The sequence below is a fragment of the Frigoribacterium sp. VKM Ac-2530 genome (assembly GCF_015350835.1).
Taxonomy (GTDB): domain Bacteria; phylum Actinomycetota; class Actinomycetes; order Actinomycetales; family Microbacteriaceae; genus Frigoribacterium.
Window position 1 is genome coordinate 920867 of sequence record NZ_JADKSE010000002.1, and the last position, 24413, is coordinate 945279.

The following is a 24413-nucleotide window of genomic DNA, read 5'->3' on the forward strand; positions in this document are numbered from 1 at the left end:
GACGATGCGCGCTCGCGGGACGAGACTCGGCTCGTGAGCGAGCACGCGACCACCTCCCCCTCGACGAGCACGAGCACGAGCGCCAGCACGAGCACCAGCGCCGGCACCACCGGCACCGCAGCCGTCGGCACCGGCGCCGCCGCGCGCCTCCGTCGGTGGCACCCGCTGGCCCTGCTCGCCCTGCCGGCGGGCGCCTCCTGGGTCGTGGTCCGCGGCCTCTCCGACGGCCACGCGCACTGGGCGGGCAGCGTGGTCGGCGTCGCGCTCACGGTCGCGGGCGTCGCCTGGGCCGAGCAGCGCCTCGGCGTCCGCCGTGCCGCCGCCGTCGCCGTGCTCGGCTCCGTGCTGGCCGTCGTGCCCGCCGTGTTCCTGCTGCGGCTCGGCGAGGCCGTCGGCGAGCAGTTCTCGGAGTTCGCGGAGACCGACCGCGTCTGGTCGCCGACGGTCACGCTCGTCGTGGTCGTCGCCGCCGCCAGCCGGGGACTGGCGCCCGCACGCCGCCAGGGGGTGCGTGCGGCGCTCGTCGCCGTCGTCCTCGCCGCGCTGCTCTTCGGGGGGCACGGCGGCGACCTCGCCAGGGCGGCGGCGCTCCTGGCGGGCCTCGCCCTCGGGCGCCGGCTCGTCCCGCTCTCGACCCGCTCGGCCTGGCACGACGAGACCGCCCGCAGCGCCAGGACCATCGCCGCCACGACGCTCGGCACGGTCGCCCTCGGCTGGGCGATCGCCGCCGTCGGCCTGGACGCGGTCGGCGTCCTCTCCCCGATCGCCGACCTGCTCGACCCTGCGGCGACGATCGCGGCCATCGGCGTGCTGGTCCTCGCCGTGGCCCTGCTGCTGCGGGGCCGGCGCCTCGGCCTCGTCCTCGCCGTCGCGTCGCTCGTGCTCATGACCGGCCTGCTCGCCTGGTACTTCACGGTCATCCCCCTCGCCGACGACTGGTTCACCTGGACCGGCGTGCCCTCCGGCGAGCTCGAGTGGCAGGTCGCCCTGCTGCTCGTCTGGCTGGTCCCCGCGGCGAGCATCGTCGTGCTGCTCACCCGTCGTCAGGCGTTCGGCCGCCGCGCGACCGGGAGCGGCGCCTCCGACGACCGCCAGCGCGTGCTCGAGCAGCTCGCCCGCTCGGACGCCGGTTCGCTCGGCTACATGGGCACCTGGGCAGGCAACAGCCACTGGTTCGCAGCCGACGAGGAGGCGTCCGACGAGGAGGCGACGGTCCGGTCGGGCGCGCACCGCACCTCCTGCGACGGCTCGGTCGCCTACCGAGCCGCCCACGGCGTCGCGCTCACGGTCTCGGACCCCGTCAGCAGTGCCGAGGAGGCGGCCGAGACGATCCGCCGCTTCGCCCGCTGGTGCTCGACCCGGGCCCTCGTGCCCGCGTTCTACAGCGTCCACGAGCGCCATCTCGGCACCTTCGCCGAGCTGGGCTGGAACGTGACGCCGGTCGCCGAGGAGGCGGTGCTCGACCTGGCCGGGTTCACCACCGCCGGCAAGAAGCGCCAGGACCTGCGGACTGCCGTCAACCGCGCCTCGCGCGACGGCGTCGAGGCCGTCTGGGGCACGTGGGCCTCCCTGCCGGGCCGGCTCCGCGCGCAGGTCGAGTCGCTGAGCGACGACTGGGTCGACGCCAAGGCCTTGCCCGAGATGGGCTTCACGTTGGGAGGGCTGGCCGAGCTCGACGACCCCGACGTCCGCGTGCTGCTCGCCGTCGACGGGACCGGCCGTCTGCACGGGGTGACGAGCTGGCTGCCCGTCCGGCGCGGGGGCGCCCTCGTCGGCCGGACCCTGGACGTCATGCGGCGAGGGGCCGACCCGATGCCCGGCGTCGTCGAGTTCCTCATCACGACCGCGGCCCAGACGTTCCGGACGGAGGGGCTCGAGACGCTGAGCCTGTCGGGCACGCCGCTCGCTCCGGCGCGTCCGGACCTGCCGTCGACCCTCGTCAGCCGCGGCGTCGCGCGCGTGATGGCCCTCACCGGCCGGGTCCTCGAGCCGTCCTACGGCTTCAGCTCGCTCGCACGGTTCAAGGCCAAGTTCGACCCGCGACACGAGACCCTCTGGCTGGCCTGCCCGAGCGCGGCAGACCTGGCCCCTATCAGCCGCGCGCTGGCGGCCGCCTACGTGCCCGGGCTGCAGGCTCGCCAGGTCGTCGCCGCGCTGGCCGCCGCCCGCGGCAGGAAGGAGACGGGCCGATGACCGACCTGCTCGCGAACGTGCCCCTGACCTCCTCCTGGCTGCTCGCCGGCATCTGGGCAGTCGCCGCCGTGCTGCTCGTGCTCGTGGCGCGGCCGCCGCGACGCGGGACGACGCCCCCGGGGGCCGGCGCCGCGCGCGGAGCGGACGAGAGCGAGGCCCAGACCGGAGCTGGGGCCGGGGCTGCAGCGCGGCGGGCCGGCCGCCGCCGCTGGTGGCGGCGCATCGTCGCTGCGGCGCTGGTCGGCGCGGCCGCCGGGGCCCTGGCGACGTGGCTCGCCGGGGTGGTGCTCGACGTGGCCGGAGTGCCGCCGACGCCGGTCGACGCGGCCTGGATCACCGCCTCCTTCGCCGCCGTCGCCGTGGCCGTCGTCGCCCTCTGGCGCACCTCGGCCCTGCGCAGGGTGACGGCCGTGCTGGGCGTGGTCGTGTTCCTGCTCGCGGGGGCGCTCGCCGTGAACCGCGACGCGGGGGCGTACCCGACCCTCGCGGCGGCCCTGGGCGTGGACACCGCTCCGGCGCTCGGGGCGGTGCCGGGTGCAGAGGCGTCCGCGTCGTCGAGCACGGCGTTCGACCCGACCCTCTGGTCGACCTGGAAGGCCCCCGCCGACATGCCGTCGAAGGGGCGGTGGGGCAGGGTGCACATCCCCGGAACGCAGTCGGGGTTCCCGGCCAGGGACGCGATCGTCTACCTGCCGCCCGCCGCCCTCGTCGCCGACGCCCCCGCGCTCCCGGTCGTCGTGATGATGTCTGGCCAGCCGGCCAACCCGGAGGCGGTCGTGACGGCGGGCCACCTCGTCTCGACCCTGGACGCCTTCGCGGCCGCGAACCACGGCCTCGCGCCCATCGCCGTCGTGCCCGACCAGCTCAGCGCCGACGACCACAACCCGATGTGCGTCGACGGAGCCCTCGGGAACAGCGCGACGTACGTCACCTCCGACGTCGTGCAGTACGTGTCCTCTCACTTCCACGTGGCCTCCGGCCCCCGGGCCTGGACGGTCGGCGGCTTCTCGCAGGGCGGCACCTGCTCGATCCAGTTCGGGGCGGCGCGGCCCGACCTGTTCGGCTCGATCGTCGACGTGTCGGGCGAGCTCGGGCCGTCGGTCGGCTCGCCCGAGGAGACGATCGACGCGGGCTTCGCGGGCGACCGTGCGGCCTACGACGCCGCCCAGCCGCAGGCGATCATGACCGCGCACGGGCACTACGCCGACACCGCCGCCTTCTTCGCGGTGGGGGCCGACGACCCGACCTTCGCGGCGTTCGAGCAGGCGAACTCCGCCGCGGCCGCCGCGGCGGGCATGACCGTGACCCGGTACACGTCGCCGGGCACCGGGCACGACTGGACGACGGCGACCAACGGGTTCGCCGTCGGCATCGGCGACCTCTACCCGCGCATGGGCCTGGCCGCGACGGCCCAGGTGCCGCAGCTCGGCTGACGGCACCGGCGCCGGGTCTAGCCTCGTGTCGTCCGGGCAGCTGCAGCGCCCGCACCCCCGCACCCGTACCGACACCGACACCGACACCGAGAGGCGGTCCCGACCGTGACCGACAGCCCCGTCTCCGTGGTCGTCGTCGACGACGAGGGACTCGTCCGGTCGGGGATCGCCCTGGTGCTCGACGCCTCCCCCGACATCGCGGTCGCGGCGGCCGTGGCGAGCCCCGAGGCCGTCGAGGCGGTGCGCGAGCACGCGCCCGACGTCGTCCTGCTCGACGTGCGCATGCCGCCGCCCGACGGCCTGGCCGTCCTCGCCTCCTTGACCGGCCTGCCCGTCCCCCCGGTCGTCGCCATGCTCACGACCTTCGACACCGACGACCTGGTACTGGAGGCGCTGCACCGGGGCGCGTCGGGGTTCCTGCTCAAGGACACCGACCCCGAGCAGCTCGCCCGCCACGTGCTGACGCTCGCCTCGGGCGGCGTCGTCCTCGCGCCCGGCCTGCGGCACCGCCGGTTGTTCCGCGACGCGGGCGACGACTCGCAGACCGCGAGGGTCGCGGGGCTCTCCGCCCGCGAGACGGCCGTGCTGCGCTCCCTGGCGCGCGGCTCGTCGAACGCCGAGATCGGCGTCGAGTGCGGTCTCCCCCTCGGCACCGTCAAGGAGGCGGTCAGCTCGATCGTCGCCGCGCTCGGGGTGCACTCGCGGGTGGAGGCCGCGATCGTGGCCGACCGGGCAGGGCTGGTGGACCGCAGGTGAGCGAGAGCGAGAGCGAGGTCGAGGGCGCGGGCGCGGGCGCGGGCCTGGGCGCGGGCGTCGCCGGCGGGGCAGCCGATCCGACCGCCCGCGCCGCCCGCCCCTGGCTGTCGGCGCTCGTCGACGTCGCCGTCGCCCTGGGCGCCGCGGCCGGCTCGTCCGTCGTGCTCGTCGACTCCGACCCGGGCAGCGTCGCGCTCGGCGCCGTGGCCTGCGCGGGCCTGCTCGTGCGGCGTCGGCTGCCCTGGGTCAGCCTGCTGCTGGCGCTCCCCGCCTTCGCGTGGGCCGATGCGTTCGTGCCCGTGATGGTCGCCCTCTTCACGCTCGGGACGATGCCGTCGCAGCGACGCGCGACCGTCGTCGCCGTGGTGGTGTCGGCGCTCGTGCACCTGGTGTCGGTCGACACCTGGGAGTTCCCGGACTTCGTCACCGAGGACGTCGTCGACGCCGCCCTGTACACGGCGGTCCCGGCGTTGCTCGGCGCGTTCCTGCACGCGCGCCGGTCGCTGGCCGACCAGCTCGGCGCCCTCCGCGCCTCCTCCGCCCGAGAGCGCGAGCGCGACGCGCACGACGCCCTCGAGCGCGAGCGCGCCGTCCTCGCCCGGGAGATGCACGACGTGGTCTCGCACCAGGTGAGCCTGATCGCGGTGCAGGCCGGCGCGCTGCAGATGGTCGCCCGCGACGACGAGACCCGCGGGGCCGCCCGCACGATCCGCCGGCTCAGCGTCGCCACCCTCGACGAGCTGCGGTCGATGGTGGAGGTGCTGCGCGCCTCCGGGGGAGACGACCGGGACGCGTCCCCGCAGCCCGCGGTCGTCGACGTCCCCCGGCTGGTCGCCGAGAGCGGCATCGACGCGACCCTCGACCTCGACCTGCCCGACGACCTGTCGAGCGCCCAGCAGCGGGCCCTCTACCGGACCGTGCAGGAGGGGCTGACGAACGCCCGCAAGCACGCGACCGGTGCCCGGGTCGCGATCAGCGCCCGCGTCGAGGCCGGCACCGTCCTGCTCCACATCGACGCGGGCCCGGCGACCGAGCCGCTGCCCGACCTGCCCAGCGCGCGCCTGGGCATGACCGGCCTCGGCGAGCGCGCCGAGCTGCTCGGCGGGACCGTCTCGGGCGTCACCCGCGACGACGGCTCGCACCGTCTCACGCTGCAGTTCCCGCTCTGACCCCGGCGCCGGACGCTCCCGCCGGACGCCCCCGCGGACGGCCGCACCCTCGGGAACCGCGCGCACCCGCGCTCGCGCACGAGGGTCTGCGCGGGGATCGCGGGTGCGCGCGAGCCCGACCGGTACTCGGCGACACCGTGTGGCATCGTGCAGGAGCCTCCGCGCGCGGGTTCCTGCATCGTGCACGAGTCAGGACGATCGGTCCCCCCGCCGCGCGACTCAGGACAGATGTTCCTGAACGGGGAGGGGCGGCGGACGGCCGTCGCCTAACGCCGGACGGCGGGACGCCGATAGTCCCCCGTGCAGAGGACATCACCGCTCCGCTGCACCACCCGACGACCCCCTGACCGAGGAGGCCCCATGGGCGCGAACGAGCTGTCCGCGCTGCTCTGGCGTGAGCGAGAGCTGCTGGAGCTGCTGACCTTCAAGCTGGAGGAGGAGCAGCTGCTGCTCACCGCCGGCCGCACCCGCTGGATCGAGCACGCGACCCGCGAGGTCGAGCAGGTGCTCGAGCGCCTCCGCGAGGCCGGGCTGGCCCGCGCCGTCGAGGTCTCGTCGGTCGCCCAGGAGTGGGGCACGGACGAGGAGGCGCCCCTCCGCGAGATCATCGCCGCGGCTCCCGCAGGCCCCTGGGGCGAGATCTTCACGGCTCACCTGAGGTCGATGACCGACCTCACCGCCCGCATCGCGCAGCTGCGCGACGAGAACGAGCGGTTCCTCCGCGCCGCCGCCCGGGCGACGCAGGAGACCATGGCCACGGCGGCCGACGCGGCCGCCGGCAGCATCTACGACGCCAGCGGCTCGGTCGGGGGCGCCTCGGCGTCGCGCGCCGGTCGTGCCGGCGCGGGCGCCGCCTCCGGCAGCCCGGTCTCCGGCGGCCAGCTCTTCGACGGGCGGCTGTGATGGTCAGCACCTTCGGCAGCCTGCACACCGCCTACACCGGCCTCGTCGCCGCCCGCACCGGCATCGACGTGACCGGCCAGAACATCGCCAACGTCAACACCGAGGGCTACACGCGCCAGCGCGTCGGCCAGAGCTCGGTCGAGGCCCCGGCCCGGATGGGCCGCTTCAGCGCGGGCGTCGTGCCCGGGCAGGGCGTCGCGGTCGACGCGATCGCCCGCCTCGGCAACGCCGTCGTCGACGGCCAGGTGCGCAGCGCCGCGGCCGCCGCCGGCTACCAGTCGGTGCGCGCGGACGCGCTGTCCTCCCTCGAGCAGGGCCTCGGCGAGCCGCGCAGCACGGGCATCACCGCCCAGCTCGGCGCCTTCTGGAACTCGTGGAGCGACGTCGGCAGCCACCCCGACCTGACCGGGCCCGCCTCGGTGCTGCTCGGCCAGGCCAAGACGCTCGCGGCGAGCATCGCCTCCGGCCACCAGGCCGTCGACGACCAGTGGAGCGCCACCCGCGGCACCGCCCAGACCCTCGGCGTCCAGCTCAACGACGCCGCCCGCCAGGTCGCCGACCTCAACGGCCGCATCCGCTCGGCCGTGCAGGACGGCACCAGCGCCAACGAGCTGATCGACGCCCGCGCCCGCCTCACCGAGCAGATCGCCTCGATCGCCGGCGGCACCGTCCGCGACGCCGGCGACGGCACCGTCGACGTCCTGATCGGCGGCAACGCCCTCGTCAGCGGCACCACCGCCCGCAGCGTCGTGGTCAAGGGCGAGTTCGCGATGAGCGCCTCGACCGGCGTGACCGTCGAGTGGGCGCACCGCCCCGGCGACGCCGTGGCCATGGACGGCGGCAGCCTCGCCGGCGCCGTCTCGCTGCTCGGCCCCGCGGCCGGCGGACAGGGCGGCGCCCTCGCCGAGGCCGCCGCGTCGTACGACGCCCTCGCCACGCAGCTCGCGACGCAGGTCAACGCCGTGCACGCCGGCGGCGTCCGCGCCGACGGCCAGCCCGCCGGGCAGTTCTTCGCCCTGGCGCCCGGCGTCTCGGCGGCACGCGGCCTCACGGTCGTGCCGACCGGCGCCTCCTCGATCGCGTCCGGCGGCGGCGCGGGAGCCCTCGACGGCTCCGTCGCCCAGCGCATCGCCCAGATCGGCGTCGGGTCGGGCTCGCCCGACCGCGCCTGGTCGTCGATCGTCGCCGGCATCGGGGCCTCCGCCAAGAGCGAGATGGCGCAGTCGTCGCTCGCCGACCTCGCCGCCTCGTCGGCGAAGAACCGGCAGCTCTCGGGCTCGGGCGTGAGCCTCGACGAGGAGAACGTCTCGCTGCTCAGCTACCAGCACGCCTACCAGGGCGCCGCACGCGTGATGACGGCCATCGACGAGATGCTCGACACGCTGATCAACGGCATGGGCCGGGTCGGGAGGTAGGGACGATGCTGACACGCGTGACGAACCAGATGACGGCGCTGCAGTCGCAGCAGCACCTGCAGGCGGGCTCCGTGCGCCTCGCGCAGGCGCAGGAGCGGGCGACCAGCCTCGACAAGCTCAGCCGCCCCTCCGACGACCCCACCGCGACGGCCGAGGCCCTGCGCGTGAAGAGCCTGCAGTCGGCCCACGCCCAGCACACCCGCAACGTCGCCGACGGCGACGGGTGGCTGAGCACGACCGACTCCGCCCTGATCGCCGCCGACTCGCTGATGGCCAAGGTGCGAGAGCTGACGCTGCAGGGCGCCAACGGCTCGCTGTCCCCGAACGCGAAGGAGGCGGTGGCCGTCGAGCTGGAGGGCCTCAAGGCCGACCTGCTGGGCGTCGCCAACACGAGCATCAACGGCCGCAGCGTCTTCGCCGGCACCTCGGACGCCGGGGTCGCCTTCCGCGCCGACTACAGCTGGACCGGCACCGCCGGCTCCAGCGTCACCCGCCGCATCGGTCCGGAGACGACCGTCGCGGTCGACTCGGACGGCTCCGCCGCGTTCGGCACGGGCGCCTCCTCCGTCTTCGCCCTGATCGACGACATCGCGACCAGCCTCCGCACCGGAGGCGACGTCGCGTCCCACCTGACCACCGTCGACGCCCGTGTGTCCGGCCTGCGCAGCGTGCAGTCCGACATGGGCGCGCGACACGCCCAGCTGCTGAGAGCCGAGGACACCCTGATGGACACGAAGGTCACGCTGGAGGCACAGCGCGCCGGGCTCGAGGACCTCGACCTCGGCCAGGCCGTGCTCGACCTGCAGCTGCAGAACAACTCGTACCAGGCCGCCCTGCAGGTCACCGCGAAGGTGCTCCAGGTCTCGCTGATGGACTTCCTCCGATGAGCGCCGTGACCGCCCCCGTGGCGTTCGTCGCGCCTCCCTTCGGGCTCGAGCCGCTGGTCGACTTCGTCCTCGACGAGGTCGAGGGCGCGACCGGGCTGTTCGCGCTGCGGGCGACGGACACGTCGTCCGAGGTGCGGCTCTACGTGCTCGACGCCGCCGTGCATCTGCCCGACTACTCGCCGGTGCTGACCGACGAGCAGACCACCGGGCTCGACCTGCACGACGCCGCGGAGGCGCTGCTGCTCGTCGTCGCGACCCCCGCGGCCAGCGGCATGACGGTGAACCTGCTCGCGCCGGTCGTCGTGAACACGCGCACCGGCCGGGCCGCGCAGCTCATCCTCGAGGGCCAGGACTGGCCGCTCCGCGCGGAGCTCGCCGCCCGCGCCTGAGCCGTCGCCGTCTCCGTCGCCGTCGCCGGCTGCCGCCGCCAACCGCCGGCCGCACACGACGCACCCCGGAGTGGACGAGACACCCCGTCGTTCCGGGGTGCATCGTCCACTCCGGGGTGTCTGCCGGTCAGACGTCGACGCGGCGCTCGGTGAACATCGCAACGACGTCCTGCAGCACGGTGCCGGTCGGCACGGGGAACAGCTGCACGAGGTCGGGGCGGTCGACGACCGGCTGACGTCGGAACGCGCCGGCGTCGCCCGCGGTCACGACCCGGAAGCCGTTGCCCGTCGTGGCGGACCAGCCCGAGATCTGCGTCCAGGCCGGCCGGTCCCAGAGGCGGCGCATCGCCCAGTCGTCGACCGGCGACGGCTCGGACCGCGGCCCGGGGCGGTCGATCCGGTCGTCGAGCACGTCGGCCGGCAGGATGAGCGGCTCGTCCTCGGCGACGGCCCAGGCAGGTGACAGCCCGGTCCAGGCGAGGAGGCGCCCCACGGCACGGTCGAGCGGCAGCAGTTCCAGGCGCACCGGCCCGTCCTGCGCCGGCCCGGCCGCGGTCGCGACCTCGAGCAGCTCGGCCACGGACGCCCTCGCCTGCACGACCCCGGTCTCGCGATCGGCCCAGTAGCCCCAGGTGCTCGTGCGTCCCGCGTGACGGGCCTCGACGCCGAAGGTGGCGACGGGGGCGCCGATGCACCGGGCGACCGTGGCCCCGTCGGCGGTCAGGGCGCCGAGGGCGGTGGTGAGCCCCGCCGCCCTGAGCTCACGCCCGGCCTCGGACGTCCGCTTGGCCTTGGCCACGAGGCCGCGGTCGCGGATCGACCAGAGGTGCTGCAACGCCTCGTCGCTGACCGACCACCCCGACGTCGGTCGTGGCTGGTGCAGCGGCACCCGCTCGAGCGACTCGAGATCCTGGCCGACCTTCGCGGAGGCGGCGACGTCGAGCTGGGGCATCACGGGGCGCCTCCCGGCGAGAAGTCGAGCCCGCGGACGAGCTCGGAGAAGTGCGGGTGGACGAGCAGCATCTCGTCGATCGAGCAGCTCGCGGTCACGTGCACGTGCGTCGCGCCCGTGGCGAACACCCACTGCTGCACGCACACCCACGCGGAGTCGGAGTCGTAGCCGTACGTGACCAGGCGGCCCGGCACGGCGCTGTCGTGGAGCGGCTCGACGGCCAGGACCTGGGCGTCGCGCTGCAGGCCGAGCGCGGCCGCGACCACGTCCGCCGACGCGGCGGGCACGGGCTCGTCGGAGGGGCGGCGGGTGATCACGACGTTCGGTCGGAAGCTGTCGTCGGGACGTTCCGGCCACGCCAGGACGACCGCCTCGGGCGCGTCGTCGACCACGACCCAGCCGTCGGGCACGGGCACGAGCACGTCGGGCGTGGCGACCACGCGCGACTCGCTCACGAGAGGCCCCGGCTCGCGCGGTACCAGCGAGGCAGCAGGAACCGCGGGACGCCGAACATGAGCAGGCCGACGAAGAGAGCGCCGCCCAGCACGGCGACGGCCAAGCAGGCGAGCGCCAGGGGGACGACGGAGTCGGCAGTCACGCCGAAGAGGACGGCAGCGACGACCGCGACCCCCAGGTACCACCACGCGAGCACCGAGCCGGGGGACAGCCGCCGGGTCCAGGAGCGCCACACGCCGAGCTGTGCCGAGAGGCCGAGCACGACGAACGCTATCCCCACCAGGGTCGCGATGATCATCCGAAGAGGTCCTTCCACACGCCGTGCACGGCTTCTTCCGCCGCGCTCCCTTCGTACCACCCTGAGAGCACGTCCCCGATCGAGTCGCCGGCCAGGCCGCCCCCGATGCCGCCCAGGATGCCGCCGGCGACACCGCCGATCAGCGTCCCGACCCCGGGGAAGAAGAACGTGCCGATGGTCGCGCCGACGGCCGCGCCGGCCCAGGCCCCGCCCGCGCTGGCGGCCACCGTCGTCCCGCCCTCGATCACGGTCGACGTGACGGCGCTCTCGACCCGCTCGGAGGTCGTCCACTCGGGGTGGTCGCGCTGATCGGCCGTCCACTCCTCGTGCCAGGTGGACCCCAGGGTCAGCACGATGCCCAGGGCACCGAGGGCCTTGCCCCCGATGCGGGCGACCTCGGGGAGCGCCCCCCTCGACACGGACGGGTCGAGCACGCCCAGGTTGTGCGGCCGCACCCCAGGGCCGACCTCGAACGGCGCGGGGGCAGGCGGGACGGTCGACAGGAGCGACGAGCCCGGCACCCGCCAGAACGGCCTCCCGTTCTCGAAGCCGTCCGGCAGGGGAACGGTGAGCTGGACGGGCACGGCCTCGGCGGGGACGACGTAGATGCGACGCCAGCGAGCCAGCGCCTCCTCGCTGAGGTTCGTGGCGACACCGAAGGCGGTGCCCGAGGGGCCGTTGCCGGCCGTGAGCTCCAGGAACCGCGCGACGACCGTGTCGGAGTACTTGTCGAGCACGTTCAGCGCGTCGGCGCAGTCCTGGTCGGCGGCGTCGGCGTCGACGTTGAACCGGCGCACGCGCTCGGCGAGGTCGTCCGTGGCGGCCTCGGCGGCGCGGACGTCGGCGTCGTGCCCGGCCGGGTCGTCGGGGTCCTCGACGGGGGCGGGCGTCGCCGCGTGCGCCGCGACGTCCTCGACGAGGGCCGCCCTGCGGGTGGCGAGCCGCTGCAGGTCGCCCGCGTAGGCGTCGAGCGCCGCGGCGGCCGTGCCGGCGTTCTGCTCGATCATCGCCGCGATCGTCGCGGGCTCCTGCATCGCCTGCAGGACCGTCTCGCGCTCGGGGGTCTCGTAGACGTCGCCTCCGCCGAGGCCTGCCCACGAGCGGCTCGCGGCGTCGACGGCCGACACGACGTCCGAGCCGAAGGTCGTGAGCGACGTCGCGGCCGCCTGCAGGGTGCCGGGGTCGGGCAGCTCGCGCAGCTCCTCGAAGGCGGTCATCGCGGCTCGACCGCCCCGTCGCTGCGGGTGCCCATCTCGGCGTCGCCCGCCTCGTACGCCGCGATCGCCGCCTCCGTCGCCTCGACCGCCGCGGACAGGCGCTGCGCGACCGCGGCCAGGTCGAGCTCGAACGGGTCCGTGAGGATGCGCTCGAGCGACGACGTCGTGGACGGTGCCTTGCCGGACGTCGCCGTCGACGCCGACTGCAGCGCCCCCACGAGGCCGACCTCGAGCTGCCCGAACCCCTCTGCCTCCGTCCGTGCCCCGGCCACGGCGGCACGCGCCGTCGCAGGGTCGATCCGCCAACCGTCTATGGGCATGTCCCGCTCCCCCGTGAGTCCTGCACCTGAACGACGGCCCAGTGTACCGAACTGTCTCCGCGACGCCACCGCCGCCCGCACGTTCGTCACGGTCGGGTGACGGACTCGTCACGGTCGTGCAACGATGCGCCGCACGCGTCGCCCGGCCCGCTCCTCCTCGTGTCTGATTGAGGCACGAGGAGGCGCACCACATGACACGAGACCGGCCCCGACCCCGGCCCGCCCGGCGCACGCGCGCCGTGGTCGCCGCCGCCGCCGTGACGACCTCCCTCGCCCTGCTGGTGGCGGGCTGCACCGGGGGCGACGGGGCCTCCACGGGCACGTCGTCCCGCTCGGCGAGCGACGCCGCCGCACCCGTGGAGACGACGCCGGGCCCCGGTCCGGTCGCGCCGACGACGGACACCGCGGCGGTCAGCGTCGCCGACGGGGCCGAGCCGACCGACGTGGTCACCGGCCTCGAGGCCCCCTGGTCGGTCGTGCGGCTCGACACCGGGTCGTCCCTGATCAGCCTCCGCGACAGCGGCCGCGTCGTCGAGCTGACCGGCGACGGGACGCTCCGCGACGTCGCGACCCTCGACGGGGTCGTGCACGAGGGCGAGTCGGGCCTGCTCGGCCTCGCCGTGCTCGCGGGGTCGCCCTCGTACCTCTACGCCTACCTGACGACCGCCGACGACAACCGCATCGTGCGGGCGCCGATCACGGGCGAGCCCGGCGCTTACGGGCTCGGTCCCGTCGAGGACGTCTTCACCGGGATCCCCGCCGCCCGCAACCACGACGGCGGCCGTCTCGCCTTCGGGCCCGACGGCATGCTCTGGGCGACCACCGGCGACGCCTCCGACGACACCGCCTCGCAGGACGAGACGTCGCTGGGCGGCAAGGTGCTGAGGATGTCGCCGACCGGAGCCGTGCCGAGCGACAACCCGATGCCCGGGTCGCCCGTCTGGAGCCTCGGCCACCGCAACCCGCAGGGCATCGCGTGGGACGCGTGGGGCGGCGGCTGGGCCGCCGAGTTCGGCCAGGACACCTGGGACGAGCTGAACTCCCTCGCCCCGGGCGCCAACTACGGCTGGCCCGAGGTCGAGGGGCGGAGCTCAGCGGGGACGTCCGGATCGTCCGGCTCGGTGTCGGGCGCGGCCGGCGAGTTCCTCGACCCCGTGCTGCAGTGGCGCACCGACCAGGCGAGCCCGAGCGGTCTGACGGCGGTCGGCTCGACCCTGTTCATGGCGGGGCTCGGCGGCGAGGTGCTCTTCGAGATCCAGGTGCCCGAGGCCGGCGAGGCGACCTCGACCGAGCGGTTCTCCGGCGGCGACTCGCTCGGGCGCATCCGCGACGTGCTGCCGGGGCCCGACGGCACTCTCTGGCTGCTGACGAACAACACCGACGGCCGCGGCGACGCCCGCCAGGGCGACGACCGCATCGTCAGCGTGCCGCTTCAGCCGGTCGGCTGAGCGGCGCGGGCATCCTGCTCGGCCGCGCCGCACCTCCTGCGGACTGGTCGGTCAGTCGCAGCCGCGTCCGAGGCCGCAGCCGCAAAGTGAGACAGATCCTGCTCGCCCGCGTCGTGCCGCCCGGCTCCCCCGGACTCCGCCTAGCGGATCTCTCTCAAATTTGAGAGGAGCAGCCCCGAATCCGAGAGGACCCGTGCCGAGCGCGCGCCGGACGGCCCGAACGACCACCCTGCGGTTACCCTCGTACTCGATGAGCCAGCACGACTCGAACCCCGGATCCGCGACCGGCAGCACCCGCCCCCGCAGCGTGCCGCCGGGCTCCGACGTGCCCTCGGGCCGCACCTCCCGTCCGGTCCCCGGCGTCGAGCCGATCAGCCTCCGCGTCGCCGTCGACGTGCGCACCGCCGAGGCCCGTCTCGCGGCCCTCGGCCAGAGCCGCAGCACCTCCGCCCTGGGCGAGCGCGCCGACCTGCTGCGCACCCTGGGGCGCCTCGACGAGGCCCTGGCCATCGCCGAGGAGGCGTTCCGCCTCGCCCACTTCACCGGCGACCGAGCCGACTCCACGGCGGCCCGCATCCGTCGTGCGCACGTCCTGCGCGAGCAGGGCAAGCTCGAGCGCGCGCTCGGCGACCTGCACACCAGCCGCATCACCGCCTCCACCGAGGAATGGCGCGTGCTCGAGGCGACCGCCGCCGAGCTCGAGGGCTACACGCTCTTCGACCTGGGCCGCTACGACGAGAGCGACGAGGTCCTCACCGCCGCGCTGACGGCCTACGAGCAGGCCGGCGCCGCCCGCGACCGGCTCGACGCGCTCCGCACCGTGATCGAGGGGCTGATGCGCGCCGCGCACGAGGGTCCCGCGCACGCCCGCGAGACCGGGTCGATCACGCCGATAGGCCGGGCCGCGACGGGGGCCCACGCGGCCGTCGCCTCCCCGCCGGAGGAGGGCGACACGAACCCCTCGGGCCTGCCCCGCGTCGGGGACGGGTCGTCCGCGACCGCGGCCGCCGGGCACGGCGACCAGGGCGAAGGAGGCGCGCGACAGTCCCCGGAGACCACGGACGTCCCGGCTCCCGCCGCCTCGACCGCGCCCGCCCCGGCTGCTCCCGCGGCGTCCGAGTCCGACGCGGCTGACGCGCCGGCCGCGCAGGCCCCGGCGCCGATCGAGCCTGCCCTCGCCGCCGCGATGCGGATCGATCCCGGTGACGCGCCCGCCGCCTCCTCGGCGCCCGTCGCCCCGTCGGAGCCCGTGCTCGACAAGCCGTCGACCCGTGCCGACACCAGCCTCTGGGGCAAGATCTCGAGCCTCGCGGCGAACGCCGCCGGGCACCGCGACCGCGAGGGCGAGCGTGCCGTCGTCGTCGACGCACCCGCGGTCGACGACGACGGCGAGCCCCGGCGCGGCGCCACCGGCGTCACCGGGGTCGTCGACGGGCTGCCGCGCGACGACGAGCCGACCACCTGGCCGTTCCCGTCGCGCTGACCTGCGCGTCGATGCTGCACCGCACCTCCTCGTGACGCCCCGGACCGTGCCGCGATCGTCAGCGCGGCCTGTCTCGGCGCGGTCCGTCTCGGCGCGGACCTCCGCGGAAGCGACGAAACGACGCGGGACATCGCGTCGCCTCGTCGTCATCGCGTTCCTCCGCAGCGGCGCCACGTCCGCGCCTGCCACGGGGAGGCGCTGACCGTGGCCGACCTCGACCGCGTGCGGCGCTGGGCCGACGCCCTGATCGCCCTGCACCTCGACCCAGCCGTGTGGAGCTTCGGCTTCGACGCGGCCAAGACGCGTGCCGGGCTCTGCGACTACGGCAAGAAGCGGATCACCGTCTCCCGGCACCTCGCGGGCAGGTACGAGGACGACGAGATCCACCAGGTGCTGCTGCACGAGGTCGCGCACGCCGTCGCCGGGTCGCGAGCGGGCCACGGTCCGCGCTGGAAGAGCGTCGCCACCGAGCTCGGCTACGTCGGCGGCCGGCTGCACGACGGGGCGATCGCCTCCGAGCTGGCCCCGTGGGTCGGCGTCTGCGCCGCGGGGCACGAGCACTTCCGCTACCGGGAGCCGAAGCGGCCCCTCGCCTGCGGTCGCTGCTCGCGCCGGTACGACCCCGCGCACCTCATCACCTGGACCAAGCGCGCGGTCTGAGGCTCTGAGCCGCGGGGGCCCTCCCTCGCACCCGGCACCCAGCGCTCAGCGCTCGGCGCTCGGCGCTCGGCGCTCGGGTAGATCCCTCTCAAGTTCGAGGGGGATCTGACCGTCGGCGACCTAGGAGACAGCCCCGTGGGACGTCATCTGCCAGATCTCTCTCGCTTTGCTGCCGCTGCCGCTGCCCCTGCCCCGTCGGGGCCGCAAATGCCGACCGCAGAGGTGCGACACGCCCGGGATACGTCCCGACACGTGGCGTGTCGCGCTCACCCGGTCGGCATTTGCCGACCAGACAGCTCAGGAGGCGCGGGCCCAGCCGCGTAACCGGCTACGGTGGTCAGATGACGACTGGGCAGTGGCTCCGCTCCGACACCGGCACGCTCTGGTTCTTCGACTCCGGGGCGCTCGCGCTCGACTTCGCGTACCTCGGCGGGTTCCGAGCGGGCTCGCGCCTCGGCCCTGAGTCGGGTCTCGCGCAGCCGACCGACGGCTCGTCGCCCTGGGACGGCCTCCTGCTGCCCGCCGACCTCGACGACTGGCTCGCCGAGCGGTTCCCCGGCATCGGCGGCGGAGCCTCCGACCGCGAGCTCGCGGACGCCCGCGGCCTGCGCGACGCGACGGCGCGGCTGGCCGTCGCCGCGGTCGACGGAGCCTCGCCCGACCCCGGCGACGTCGACATGCTCAACCTGTTCGCCGCGACGCCCGACGTGCCGCCCGCACTCGCCGGCGGACGCCGTCAAGCGGGTGCGGGGCGGCTGCGGCTGGGTCAGGCGCTGGCCTCGGTCGCCCGCGACGGGGTGCGGCTCTTCGACGAGGTGGGGTTCGGCGGCGGGGACGAGTCGCGCCTCCGGCGCTGTGCGAACCCGCTGTGCGGTCTCGTCTACCGTGACGAGTCGCGGGCCCGCAGCCGCCGCTGGTGCTCGATGCAGCGCTGCGGCAACCGCGCGAAGGTCCGTGCGCATCGGGCGCGTTCGGCTGGACGGTGACGCGCAGCGTCACGCCGAACGCACCGGGTGAGCCTGCGAACCCGGATCGGCTCAGCGGTGACCCGCAGCGTCACGCCGAACGCACCGGGTGAGCCCGCAGCCCGCCTGCACACGGCACCCCCGAACGAGCACCGCACCCTCGAAATCGGGGGTGCGGTGCTCGTCCGGGGGTGCGAGGCGACAGGTGCGCCTACTCGACGACCTGCACGTCCTTCCAGAACGCGACGTAGCCGGTGTAGTCCTTGCCGACACGGTCGAACGACGCGGGGATGGGCGTGGGGTAGCTCCACGCGCGGTCCTGCAGCAGCGTCTCGCCGTCCTTCACGCTGAAGTACTGGGTGTCGCCCTTCCACGGGCAGTGGTACTGCGTGGGGCTCTTCTCGAAGAGCTCGTCGTTCACGCTCGCGGGCGGGAAGTACCAGTTGCCCTCGATCGAGATCAGCTCGTCCTTCGGTGCCTCGGCGACCACGGTGCCGTCGCTCAGAACTGCCTTCATCGTCCACTCCTCTGGTCGGGGGCTCGGTCGGCCCTCGTGCTGACCAGAACGCTACGCCGGCTCGCTCTGTTCCCCGTGCGAGCCGTCCCCGCGCGAGCCGTCCCCGTGCGGGCCGCCCCCGTGCGGGCCGCCCCCGTGCGGAGCACCGCCGCCGGCGCGGGCGCTGCCGGGCCGGTCAGGCGCCTCCGCCACGAGAGGGGCGCGGTGCACCGTCGCGACCGCGGCCGGTGTGCGGGCCGCGACCAGCGCCTCCTCGCGTCCGGTCGCCGCGAGCTCGGCAGCGGACGAGGAGGCGGTCAGCAGGTGGGACTGCGCCCCCCGCAGCGAGACGGCGGCGGCACACGCGACGGCGGCCTCGGGCGACGAGAAGTCGATGCCGGAGGCGGCGAGCGCGTCGACGACGGCCCCCGCGGCGAGGACGTCCTCGACGGCGGACCGGAACCCGTCGTCGTCGAGCGCTCCCGCGGCTACCACGGCCACGACCGCGCGGTCGCCCCGCTCGGCCTGGCGGTCGAGCACTAGGCGGGCGACGTCGGCCGAGGAGGCGGCGGTCGCGTGCAGCACGAGCGCCCCGGCGTCCGAGACGGCGGCGACCGCGGCGAGGACGTCGGCCGTCGAGAGCAGACCGTGCCCGTCGAGGACGTCGACCACGACCACCACGTGCGCCCCGGACGCGATGCGGGCAGCCCCGGCCACGCCCTGGTCGAGGCGGACCTGGTACTTCTGCTGGTGCGGGGCGGACTGCTGAGGTGCGGGCTGCTGCTGCGGTGCGGGCTGCTGCTGCGCGGCCGTGTGCTGCGGTGTCGTCTGCGGGATCGTCACCTCCTCAGGGTAGGTCGCGCCGCCTCCTCGGCTCGGCGGGTTGCGCTGCGTTACGCCGCACCTCCGCACCGCGGCGCCTCCGCACCTCGCGCCTCGGGTTTCGGGTCTCGGCCTCGGCCTCAGGCCTCGGGCCTCGGGCCTCGGGCCTTTCACGATTCAGGAGATCGCGACCCGCGCCTCCTGAACCGTGCACGACCCAGGACAGCGAGTCCCCCCGGTGCGCGACTCAGGAGCGAAGTTCCTGAATGAGGTGAGGAGAGGAGAGAGGAGAGCCGAGCAGGCCCGCCGCGCCCGCCGCCCAGCCCACGGGAGCAGACTCGTCCGCATGCACGTGCAGCTCAAGATCCGACTCGCCTGTCCCGTCGACGCCGCGGCCGACGCCCTGCGCGACCCCGCCGTCATGGTCGCCGTGACGAAGCCGCTGGTGCGCTACCGCTCGCTCGCGCCCGAGGGCTTCCCCGACCGCTGGACCGAGGAGGCGCACCCCGTGACCGCGCACATCCTGGGCCTGCTGCCCCTCGGCGACACGCACGTCGACCTCGACTGGCACGACCGTGACGGCGCCTGGATCCAGCGCGACACCGGGAAGGGCACCGCCGGCCAGTTCTCGCGGATGCGCATCGACCACCGCATGGCCGTGTCGCCGCTCGGCCAGGACGAGACCCTGCTGCGCGACCGCCTGGTGTTCCACGCCGGGCCGATCGGCGTCGCGCTCTGGCCCGGACTTTGGCTCGTCTGGCAGTGGCGCGCGCTCCGGATGCGCGCCCTCGCGCCGGGCTGGCGCGCACCCGAGGCCCACCCGCGGCACGCGGGCTGAGCGCGTCCGGACCGACGCGGGGCGACGTGCGGTCAGGACGAGGAGGCGCCTTCCCGGTCCCCGAGGAGGCGTCCCGACTACCGTCGCCCGCGTGACCGACCCGACCCCCACCTCCTCGTCCCCCACCGCCGCAGGCGACGCCGGCGCTGCCGCGCCGCTCGTGCCCGACACCGACTCGGGCCTCGCGCTGGCCGCGTGGCGCCGGACGATCCACGGGCTGTACCGGCAGGTGCGCGAGGCGACCGACCTCGAGGCGGCGCACGACCTGTGGCGGCGCACCCGCGACGAGCTCTTCACGACGAACCCGGTCACGCCGCTGCTGCCCGAGGACAGGCCGCACTTCACGGGCCTGCCGACGAAGCCGTACGACGCCGCCTGGCGCTTCGAGGTGCCCATCCTGCCCGCGGAGCCGCACCGCATGGTCGTCGAGACGGGCACCGACGGCGACGTGCCCTTCGACCGGGTCGGCCGCGTCGAGGTGCCGGGCGTCGGCTCGCTCGACGTCTGGCGGCTGCGCTCGTACGGGGGCGGCCTGTTCGTGCCGGTCGGGGACGCGCTCGGCGGCAAGCCGGGCGGCACCTACGGAGGCGGTCGGTACCTGATCGACTCCGTCAAGGGCGCGGACCTCGGGCCCGGCTCGGAGCCGGGCACGATCGTGCTCGACTTCAACTTCGCCTACAACCCGAGCTGCGCCTACGACCCCGCGTGGGCCTGCCCGCTCGCGCAGCCCGGCAACCGCGTCGCCGTCGAGATCCCCGTCGGCGAGCGGTACTCCGGGGCGCACTGATCGAGCTGAGGCGGGCCAGACGCGCAGACCGACCTGTCGGCTAGCGTGGCCGCATGACCGCGACGACGCCTCCTGAGCAGCCATCTGCCGCCGCCCCCTCGTCCCCGGAGGCCGTGACGGAGGCGCTCCTCGCGCTCGGCCGTGACGACGCCCACCCCTTCACCGTCGCGGTCGAGAGCGGCCGCGTCGTCGCGACCTGGGTCTACCGCGACGCCCAGGGCGCCCTCGGCCACAGCCGCATGGACTACAAGCTCCGCATCACCCTCCTGCCAGAGACGCACGAGTACAAGCGGTCGGAGATCAAGACGGAGCGGAGCGGCGGCACCGTGAGCGGCACCTGGTCGTTCAACTCGGCGAAGGTGGTCGGCCCGGTCAAGCAGACCCTCGAGGTGCACGGCTGGCAGCGACGCCGGTCCGCCCTCGGCAAGGCGATCAGCGGCCTCTTCTCCTAGGGCGACCCGCCTGCCCGGCCCGTGCCTCCTGCCTGCCGGCCCACGCCTCCTCGCGTGCCCGGCCCGCACCTCCTCGCGTTCTGCGACGAGTGCCGCTACGCTGGGATCACTTGCGAGTCGGCCTGACCGGCTCCCTGCGTCGTAGCACGCCCCTCCTCGCCTCTCGCCCTGGCACACACCCAGGCACCCAGCAGGCGCGCGAAGCTCACTCTGCGGCGAAACGATCGTGCACACCTGCACCGTCGCCACACCTCGAGCCCGGCTACGACAGCCGCTCACCGGCTCTGCACCGCCGTTCTCCGGAACGCCCACGACCACCGTGTCCAGGCGACCAGGACGCGTGGCCCGCAGCCTCGGCCCGGCTCGACACCTGCCCCTGAAAGGCACGCATGTCACTCACCACCGACTCCCCCGTCGTCCCGGCCGCCGACGCGACCGACGCGCCCGCCGTCTCGTTCGCCTCCCTCGGGGTCCCCGCCCCGATCGTCTCCGCCCTCGCGAAGGACGGCAAGGAGAACGCGTTCCCGATCCAGGTGGACACGCTCCCCGACACCCTCGGTGGACGCGACGTCCTCGGCCGCGGCAAGACCGGCTCGGGCAAGACCCTCGCCTTCTCGATCCCGATGGCCGCTCGCCTCGGCGGCAAGCTCGCCGGCGGCAAGCGCCGCCCGGGCCGTCCGCTCGGCCTCGTGCTCGCCCCGACCCGCGAGCTCGCCACGCAGATCGACGCCGTCCTCGCGCCGATGGCGGCCGCGTACGGCATGAACACCACCACGATCTTCGGCGGCGTCTCGCAGAACCGCCAGGTCCAGGCCCTCAAGTCGGGCGTCGACATCGTCATCGCCTGCCCCGGCCGCCTCGAGGACCTGATGAAGCAGGGCTTCATCAAGCTCGACGCCGTCGAGATCACCGTGCTCGACGAGGCCGACCACATGGCCGACCTGGGCTTCCTGCCCGGCGTCACCCGCATCATGAAGGCCACCCCGAACGACGGCCAGCGCCTGCTCTTCAGCGCGACCCTCGACAACGGCGTGGACAAGCTGGTCAAGCAGTTCCTCCACAACGAGGTGCTGCACTCGGTCGACGAGGCGAACTCGCCCGTCGCCGCGATGACCCACCACGTCTTCGAGACGCCCGACCTCGACAGCAAGAACGCCCTCGTGCAGAAGCTCGCCTCGGGCAAGGGCCGCCGCATCCTCTTCATGCGCACCAAGCACCACGCCAAGAAGCTCGCCAAGAAGCTGACCGAGGCCGGCATCCCCTCGGTCGACCTGCACGGCAACCTGTCGCAGCCGCAGCGTGACCGCAACCTCGCCGCGTTCCAGGACGGCTCGGCCCGCGTGCTCGTCGCCACCGACGTCGCCGCCCGCGGCGTGCACGTCGACGACATCGAGCTCGTGATCCACGTCGACCCGCCCACCGAGCACAAGGCGTACCTGCACCGCTCGGGCCGCACCGCCCGCGCCGGAGCCGAGGGCGACGTCGTCACCCTCGTCATCCCCAGCCAGAAGCGCGACGTCGCCCAGCTGATGAAGAAGGCCGACATCAAGCCGACCACCACGGCCGTCACGACCTCCTCCCCCGAGGTCGCGGCGCTCGTCGGCGAGGTCGCCGCGTACGTGAAGCCCCTGCCGAAGTCGGCCGTCCAGCAGCAGCAGGGCGGCAACGGCGGAGGCGGTCGCTCGCAGGGCGCCAACGCCCAGCGCAAGCGCGCCGCCCGCCAGGACAGCACCGGCGCCCCGATCGCTCGTGCCGACCGCTCGGGTCGTCCCGCCGCGGGCGGCGGGCGTGCAGGAGGCGCGGGTCGCGACGGCGGGCCCGCCCGCTCGGGCGGTCGTGACGGAGCGGCCCGTGGCGGACGTGACGGCGGTCGCTCGCGCGACGCTGCTCCCCGCGGCGGCGCCTCGACGTTCTACTCGACCGAGTCGGGCCGCGGCGCAGTGTCGCCGGTGCGCGACGGCGGCGACTCCGAGGCTCGCGGCACCCGCCAGCCCGGACGCCGCGCCCAGAGCGACGGCGGCCAGAGCCGCACGAACGCCGTGCGCAACGACCAGGCCGACTTCGCGGCATCGCAGGGCGAGCGTTCGACGGGCGGTCGCTCCGGCGGCGGCTCGCGTCGCGCCTCCTCGGACGGCGGTCGCCCCGGCGGCCTCAAGGTCGGCGGACTCGTCGGCGGCAAGCCCCGCAGCGGCGGCGGCCAGCGCGGCGGCCGCTAGGCCCCACGGCACCACCTGCACCCACGCCCCCGGGCGGCGCCCCCGCGCCGCCCGGGGGCGTCGTGCTGCGCCCGCCCCCGCGCGCCCGCCTCACACCCCCGACGACGCATCACACCCCTGAATCCGGGGGTGTGATGCACGGTCGGGGGTGCGTGGAGATTCGGCACCTCCCTCGTGGCAGGGTCAGCGCACGCCGGCGCGGACGAGGGCACGCACGAGCGGCTCAGCCCTGAGCGCGTCCGACCAGGTCCAGCGGACGACCGTGCGCACCTCCGGCAGAGCACGCAGCGCGTCCTCCCGGTTCTTCTCGTCGACGACGACCTGTTCCGGGCTTCGCCCCCCGCGCATGTCCCGGTCGCGGTACTTGACCTCCCCGTCGAACTCGCCGACGACGCCGAACTCGGGCCACCAGAAGTCGACCACTCCGATCGTCGGCCCGTGCTCCGGGAAACGCTGCTGCAGCACGGGTGCGGCCAGCCCCGCCGTGTGCACCGCCACCCTGCTGATCGACTCGCCCGGCGACTCCGACCGGCCGTCGGCGAAGGCGACGGCGGCCGCGGCCCGTCGGCTGCCCGGGACTCGGGGGATCGCGGCCAGAACTGCCTCGAGCTCCGCCCGGTCGAACGCACCGACGTGCAGACCGTGGTCCAGAGGGACGACACCAGCACGCAGCTCGCCCACGCGCGCCACGTCCACGGCCGCTCTCGCGGCGGGCACGACGCGGAGACCCGCGACGACCTCGACGACGAGCGGCGAAGCCGCGGCCGCGTGCTGATGGACGAGCGAACTCACCTTCGCTGTCGTCCTCCGGGGCGCGAGGACGTGGACCCGCGACGGCCGGTCCCCGAGCACCGGGAAGCCGTGCACCGCGAGGGCGGAGCCGTGCGAGAGGACGGCGGACGGGCCGAGGCGTGAGACCACCGCACGGGCCAGAGCCATGTGCCGATGTCGGCTGCACGCGCCGCTCCACGTGGCCTCACGGACGAACACCCCCGCGGCGAGGCGGACGAGCATGCCGCGTCGGACGTCCCGGCCGAGGGACGTGGCGTCACCGCCGTCCAGGACGACATCGGACCTGTGGATGAGCTCGAGTGATGTGTCGCACACGGACCGAGGATGACCTACGCGTCCTCGGTGACGCCACCCGTGCCTCCTGGCCTGTGGACAACTCAGCGCCGCAGCCTGCACCGGGCACCCCCGAACGTGCAACACACCCTCGAATTCGGGGTGTGTTGCACGTTCGGGGGTGCGGCGGCGCAGCGCGCCAGCGCCGCGCAGCGCGGCAAGCCGCGCTAGTGCAGCGCGCCGACCGAGGCGAGCGCGCTCCGCAGCAGCGCTCCGCGCCCGCCCTCCATCTCGCCGGCGACGTCGTCCGACGCGGCCTGGTGCGGCGTCAGCCAGGTGAGCTCGAGCGCGTCCTGGCGGGGGTCGCAGGTGCCGGTGACGGGCACGACGTACGCGAGCGACACGGCGTGCTGCCGGGCGTCCGTGTAGACCGACGACCCCGGCAGCGGGAAGTACTCGGCGACCTGGAACGGCACCGGCGACGGCGGCAGCTGCGGGAACGCCATCGGCCCGAGGTCCTTCTCGAGGTGGCGGAACAGCGCCGTCCGCAGGCTCTCGCCGTACATGACGCGCCCCGAGACGAGCATCCGCGAGATCGACCCCTCCTCGGAGGCGCGCAGCAGCACCCCGACCTCGGTCACGACGCCCATGCCGTCGGTCCGCACCGGCACCGCCTCGACGTAGAGGATCGGCATGCGCTGCCGGATCGTGTACAGCTCCTCCTCGGACAGCCAGCCCGGGTTGGGGTCGCCGGGCGTGGGGTCGGGGGTCTGGACGGAGCTCATGGCCCCTG

25 protein-coding genes are annotated in these 24413 nt (G+C 75.0%); 16 read left to right on the top strand and 9 right to left on the bottom strand.

Translation table 11 applies throughout. From position 1 onward, the window contains the following. Positions 1 to 33 precede the first annotated feature (33 nt). The 8 genes from ITJ48_RS16750 (at position 34) to fliW (ending at position 9145) form a co-directional block, all read left to right on the top strand. A complete protein-coding gene (locus ITJ48_RS16750; protein ID WP_370544923.1) occupies positions 34 to 2193 on the top strand; it encodes a bifunctional lysylphosphatidylglycerol flippase/synthetase MprF in 2160 nt (719 codons plus the stop codon). Next, positions 2190 to 3626 (top strand): esterase family protein, encoded by a 1437-nt coding sequence (locus tag ITJ48_RS13300; protein WP_194614009.1) that lies wholly within the window; start codon positions 2190 to 2192, stop codon positions 3624 to 3626. The genes ITJ48_RS16750 and ITJ48_RS13300 overlap by 4 nt, the downstream gene beginning before the upstream one ends. Positions 3627 to 3731: 105 nt before the next feature. Next, on the top strand, positions 3732 to 4382 hold the full coding sequence (locus ITJ48_RS16755) for a response regulator transcription factor (protein WP_194614010.1): 651 nt from the start codon (positions 3732 to 3734) through the stop codon (positions 4380 to 4382). Next, positions 4379 to 5551: a sensor histidine kinase gene (locus tag ITJ48_RS13310; protein WP_370544924.1), complete on the top strand. Its 1173-nt coding sequence runs from the start codon at positions 4379 to 4381 to the stop codon at positions 5549 to 5551. The genes ITJ48_RS16755 and ITJ48_RS13310 overlap by 4 nt, the downstream gene beginning before the upstream one ends. Positions 5552 to 5911: 360 nt before the next feature. Next, positions 5912 to 6454 (top strand): flagellar protein FlgN, encoded by a 543-nt coding sequence (locus ITJ48_RS13315; RefSeq protein ID WP_194614011.1) that lies wholly within the window; start codon positions 5912 to 5914, stop codon positions 6452 to 6454. Continuing rightward, a complete protein-coding gene (gene flgK, locus ITJ48_RS13320) occupies positions 6454 to 7869 on the top strand; it encodes a flagellar hook-associated protein FlgK (RefSeq protein ID WP_194614012.1) in 1416 nt (471 codons plus the stop codon). Before ITJ48_RS13315 ends, flgK begins: the two co-directional genes overlap by 1 nt. A gap of 17 nt (positions 7870 to 7886) precedes the next feature. After that, positions 7887 to 8756: a flagellin gene (locus tag ITJ48_RS13325; protein ID WP_370544925.1), complete on the top strand. Its 870-nt coding sequence runs from the start codon at positions 7887 to 7889 to the stop codon at positions 8754 to 8756. After that, positions 8753 to 9145 carry a flagellar assembly protein FliW gene (fliW, locus tag ITJ48_RS13330; protein WP_194614013.1) on the top strand — a complete coding sequence of 131 codons (393 nt, stop codon included), beginning with the start codon at positions 8753 to 8755 and terminating at the stop codon, positions 9143 to 9145. The genes ITJ48_RS13325 and fliW overlap by 4 nt, the downstream gene beginning before the upstream one ends. 127 nt (positions 9146 to 9272) lie before the next feature. Here the strand turns inward: fliW and ITJ48_RS13335 are convergent, their stop codons facing one another. The 5 genes from ITJ48_RS13335 to ITJ48_RS13355 are packed head-to-tail and all read right to left on the bottom strand — an operon-like array spanning position 9273 to position 12388. After that, positions 9273 to 10097 (bottom strand): hypothetical protein, encoded by an 825-nt coding sequence (locus tag ITJ48_RS13335; protein WP_194614014.1) that lies wholly within the window; start codon positions 10095 to 10097, stop codon positions 9273 to 9275. Further along, positions 10097 to 10552: a hypothetical protein gene (locus tag ITJ48_RS13340; RefSeq protein ID WP_194614015.1), complete on the bottom strand. Its 456-nt coding sequence runs from the start codon at positions 10550 to 10552 to the stop codon at positions 10097 to 10099. The genes ITJ48_RS13335 and ITJ48_RS13340 overlap by 1 nt, the downstream gene beginning before the upstream one ends. Next, positions 10549 to 10851, bottom strand: a complete 303-nt coding sequence (locus ITJ48_RS13345; RefSeq protein WP_194614016.1) for a hypothetical protein — start codon at positions 10849 to 10851, stop codon at positions 10549 to 10551. The genes ITJ48_RS13340 and ITJ48_RS13345 overlap by 4 nt, the downstream gene beginning before the upstream one ends. Then, positions 10848 to 12068 (bottom strand): hypothetical protein, encoded by a 1221-nt coding sequence (locus ITJ48_RS13350; RefSeq protein ID WP_194614017.1) that lies wholly within the window; start codon positions 12066 to 12068, stop codon positions 10848 to 10850. Before ITJ48_RS13350 ends, ITJ48_RS13345 begins: the two co-directional genes overlap by 4 nt. Continuing rightward, positions 12065 to 12388 (bottom strand): DUF6507 family protein, encoded by a 324-nt coding sequence (locus tag ITJ48_RS13355; RefSeq protein WP_194614018.1) that lies wholly within the window; start codon positions 12386 to 12388, stop codon positions 12065 to 12067. Before ITJ48_RS13355 ends, ITJ48_RS13350 begins: the two co-directional genes overlap by 4 nt. Before the next feature lie 191 nt (positions 12389 to 12579). Here ITJ48_RS13355 and ITJ48_RS13360 point away from each other — a divergent pair, with 191 nt between their 5' ends. The 4 genes from ITJ48_RS13360 (at position 12580) to ITJ48_RS13375 (ending at position 16965) form a co-directional block, all read left to right on the top strand. Continuing rightward, complete coding sequence (locus tag ITJ48_RS13360; protein WP_194614019.1) at positions 12580 to 13836, top strand: sorbosone dehydrogenase family protein; 1257 nt, start codon at positions 12580 to 12582, stop codon at positions 13834 to 13836. Between the two features lie 250 nt (positions 13837 to 14086). Further along, a complete protein-coding gene (locus ITJ48_RS13365; protein WP_194614020.1) occupies positions 14087 to 15319 on the top strand; it encodes a tetratricopeptide repeat protein in 1233 nt (410 codons plus the stop codon). 204 nt (positions 15320 to 15523) lie between these two features. Further along, complete coding sequence (locus tag ITJ48_RS13370) at positions 15524 to 15979, top strand: SprT-like domain-containing protein (protein ID WP_123547615.1); 456 nt, start codon at positions 15524 to 15526, stop codon at positions 15977 to 15979. Between the two features lie 341 nt (positions 15980 to 16320). Continuing rightward, complete coding sequence (locus tag ITJ48_RS13375; RefSeq protein ID WP_194614021.1) at positions 16321 to 16965, top strand: CGNR zinc finger domain-containing protein; 645 nt, start codon at positions 16321 to 16323, stop codon at positions 16963 to 16965. Positions 16966 to 17155: 190 nt separating this feature from the next. On the opposite strand, the gene ITJ48_RS13380 is transcribed toward ITJ48_RS13375, so the two are convergent. Both ITJ48_RS13380 and ITJ48_RS13385 read right to left on the bottom strand, forming a co-directional pair. Further along, positions 17156 to 17461 carry a DUF427 domain-containing protein gene (locus ITJ48_RS13380; protein ID WP_123547613.1) on the bottom strand — a complete coding sequence of 102 codons (306 nt, stop codon included), beginning with the start codon at positions 17459 to 17461 and terminating at the stop codon, positions 17156 to 17158. Between the two features lie 51 nt (positions 17462 to 17512). Continuing rightward, positions 17513 to 18283, bottom strand: coding sequence for a hypothetical protein (locus ITJ48_RS13385; protein ID WP_194614022.1), 771 nt, complete (start codon positions 18281 to 18283; stop codon positions 17513 to 17515). A gap of 325 nt (positions 18284 to 18608) precedes the next feature. On the opposite strand from ITJ48_RS13385, the gene ITJ48_RS13390 reads away from it, so the two are divergent. The 4 genes from ITJ48_RS13390 to ITJ48_RS13405 all read left to right on the top strand — a co-directional run bounded on the left by ITJ48_RS13390 (position 18609) and on the right by ITJ48_RS13405 (position 22555). Beyond that, entirely contained in the window at positions 18609 to 19100 is a 492-nt protein-coding gene (locus tag ITJ48_RS13390; RefSeq protein ID WP_194614023.1) for a hypothetical protein, read from the top strand. 160 nt (positions 19101 to 19260) lie between these two features. Further along, positions 19261 to 19887 (top strand): DUF1684 domain-containing protein, encoded by a 627-nt coding sequence (locus ITJ48_RS13395; RefSeq protein ID WP_194614487.1) that lies wholly within the window; start codon positions 19261 to 19263, stop codon positions 19885 to 19887. 53 nt (positions 19888 to 19940) lie between these two features. Further along, positions 19941 to 20339, top strand: a complete 399-nt coding sequence (locus ITJ48_RS13400; RefSeq protein ID WP_194614024.1) for a hypothetical protein — start codon at positions 19941 to 19943, stop codon at positions 20337 to 20339. Between the two features lie 389 nt (positions 20340 to 20728). Continuing rightward, the gene (locus ITJ48_RS13405) at positions 20729 to 22555 is read left to right on the top strand and encodes a DEAD/DEAH box helicase (protein WP_194614025.1); all 1827 of its coding nucleotides are present in this window, start codon (positions 20729 to 20731) and stop codon (positions 22553 to 22555) included. 183 nt (positions 22556 to 22738) lie between these two features. Here ITJ48_RS13405 and ITJ48_RS13410 read toward each other — a convergent pair whose 3' ends face one another. Both ITJ48_RS13410 and ITJ48_RS13415 read right to left on the bottom strand, forming a co-directional pair. Further along, positions 22739 to 23662: a hypothetical protein gene (locus tag ITJ48_RS13410; protein ID WP_194614026.1), complete on the bottom strand. Its 924-nt coding sequence runs from the start codon at positions 23660 to 23662 to the stop codon at positions 22739 to 22741. Between the two features lie 185 nt (positions 23663 to 23847). Beyond that, positions 23848 to 24405, bottom strand: a complete 558-nt coding sequence (locus ITJ48_RS13415) for an NUDIX hydrolase family protein (RefSeq protein ID WP_146902586.1) — start codon at positions 24403 to 24405, stop codon at positions 23848 to 23850. Between the last annotated feature and the right edge of the window lie 8 nt (positions 24406 to 24413).

Bases quoted from the DNA above. Each gene is read 5' to 3' on its own strand.
- fliW (WP_194614013.1), top strand. From the start codon at position 8,753: ATGAGCGCCGTGACCGCCCCCGTGGCGTTCGTCGCGCCTCCCTTCGGG.
- ITJ48_RS13380 (WP_123547613.1), bottom strand. From the start codon at position 17,461: ATGAAGGCAGTTCTGAGCGACGGCACCGTGGTCGCCGAGGCACCGAAG.
- ITJ48_RS13300 (WP_194614009.1), top strand. From the start codon at position 2,190: ATGACCGACCTGCTCGCGAACGTGCCCCTGACCTCCTCCTGGCTGCTC.
- ITJ48_RS13315 (WP_194614011.1), top strand. From the start codon at position 5,912: ATGGGCGCGAACGAGCTGTCCGCGCTGCTCTGGCGTGAGCGAGAGCTG.
- ITJ48_RS13335 (WP_194614014.1), bottom strand. From the start codon at position 10,097: ATGCCCCAGCTCGACGTCGCCGCCTCCGCGAAGGTCGGCCAGGATCTC.
- ITJ48_RS13415 (WP_146902586.1), bottom strand. From the start codon at position 24,405: ATGAGCTCCGTCCAGACCCCCGACCCCACGCCCGGCGACCCCAACCCG.
- ITJ48_RS13375 (WP_194614021.1), top strand. From the start codon at position 16,321: ATGACGACTGGGCAGTGGCTCCGCTCCGACACCGGCACGCTCTGGTTC.
- ITJ48_RS13350 (WP_194614017.1), bottom strand. From the start codon at position 12,068: ATGACCGCCTTCGAGGAGCTGCGCGAGCTGCCCGACCCCGGCACCCTG.
- ITJ48_RS13360 (WP_194614019.1), top strand. From the start codon at position 12,580: ATGACACGAGACCGGCCCCGACCCCGGCCCGCCCGGCGCACGCGCGCC.
- ITJ48_RS13390 (WP_194614023.1), top strand. From the start codon at position 18,609: ATGCACGTGCAGCTCAAGATCCGACTCGCCTGTCCCGTCGACGCCGCG.
- ITJ48_RS13365 (WP_194614020.1), top strand. From the start codon at position 14,087: ATGAGCCAGCACGACTCGAACCCCGGATCCGCGACCGGCAGCACCCGC.
- ITJ48_RS13345 (WP_194614016.1), bottom strand. From the start codon at position 10,851: ATGATCATCGCGACCCTGGTGGGGATAGCGTTCGTCGTGCTCGGCCTC.
- ITJ48_RS13400 (WP_194614024.1), top strand. From the start codon at position 19,941: ATGACCGCGACGACGCCTCCTGAGCAGCCATCTGCCGCCGCCCCCTCG.
- ITJ48_RS13355 (WP_194614018.1), bottom strand. From the start codon at position 12,388: ATGCCCATAGACGGTTGGCGGATCGACCCTGCGACGGCGCGTGCCGCC.
- flgK (WP_194614012.1), top strand. From the start codon at position 6,454: ATGGTCAGCACCTTCGGCAGCCTGCACACCGCCTACACCGGCCTCGTC.
- ITJ48_RS13405 (WP_194614025.1), top strand. From the start codon at position 20,729: ATGTCACTCACCACCGACTCCCCCGTCGTCCCGGCCGCCGACGCGACC.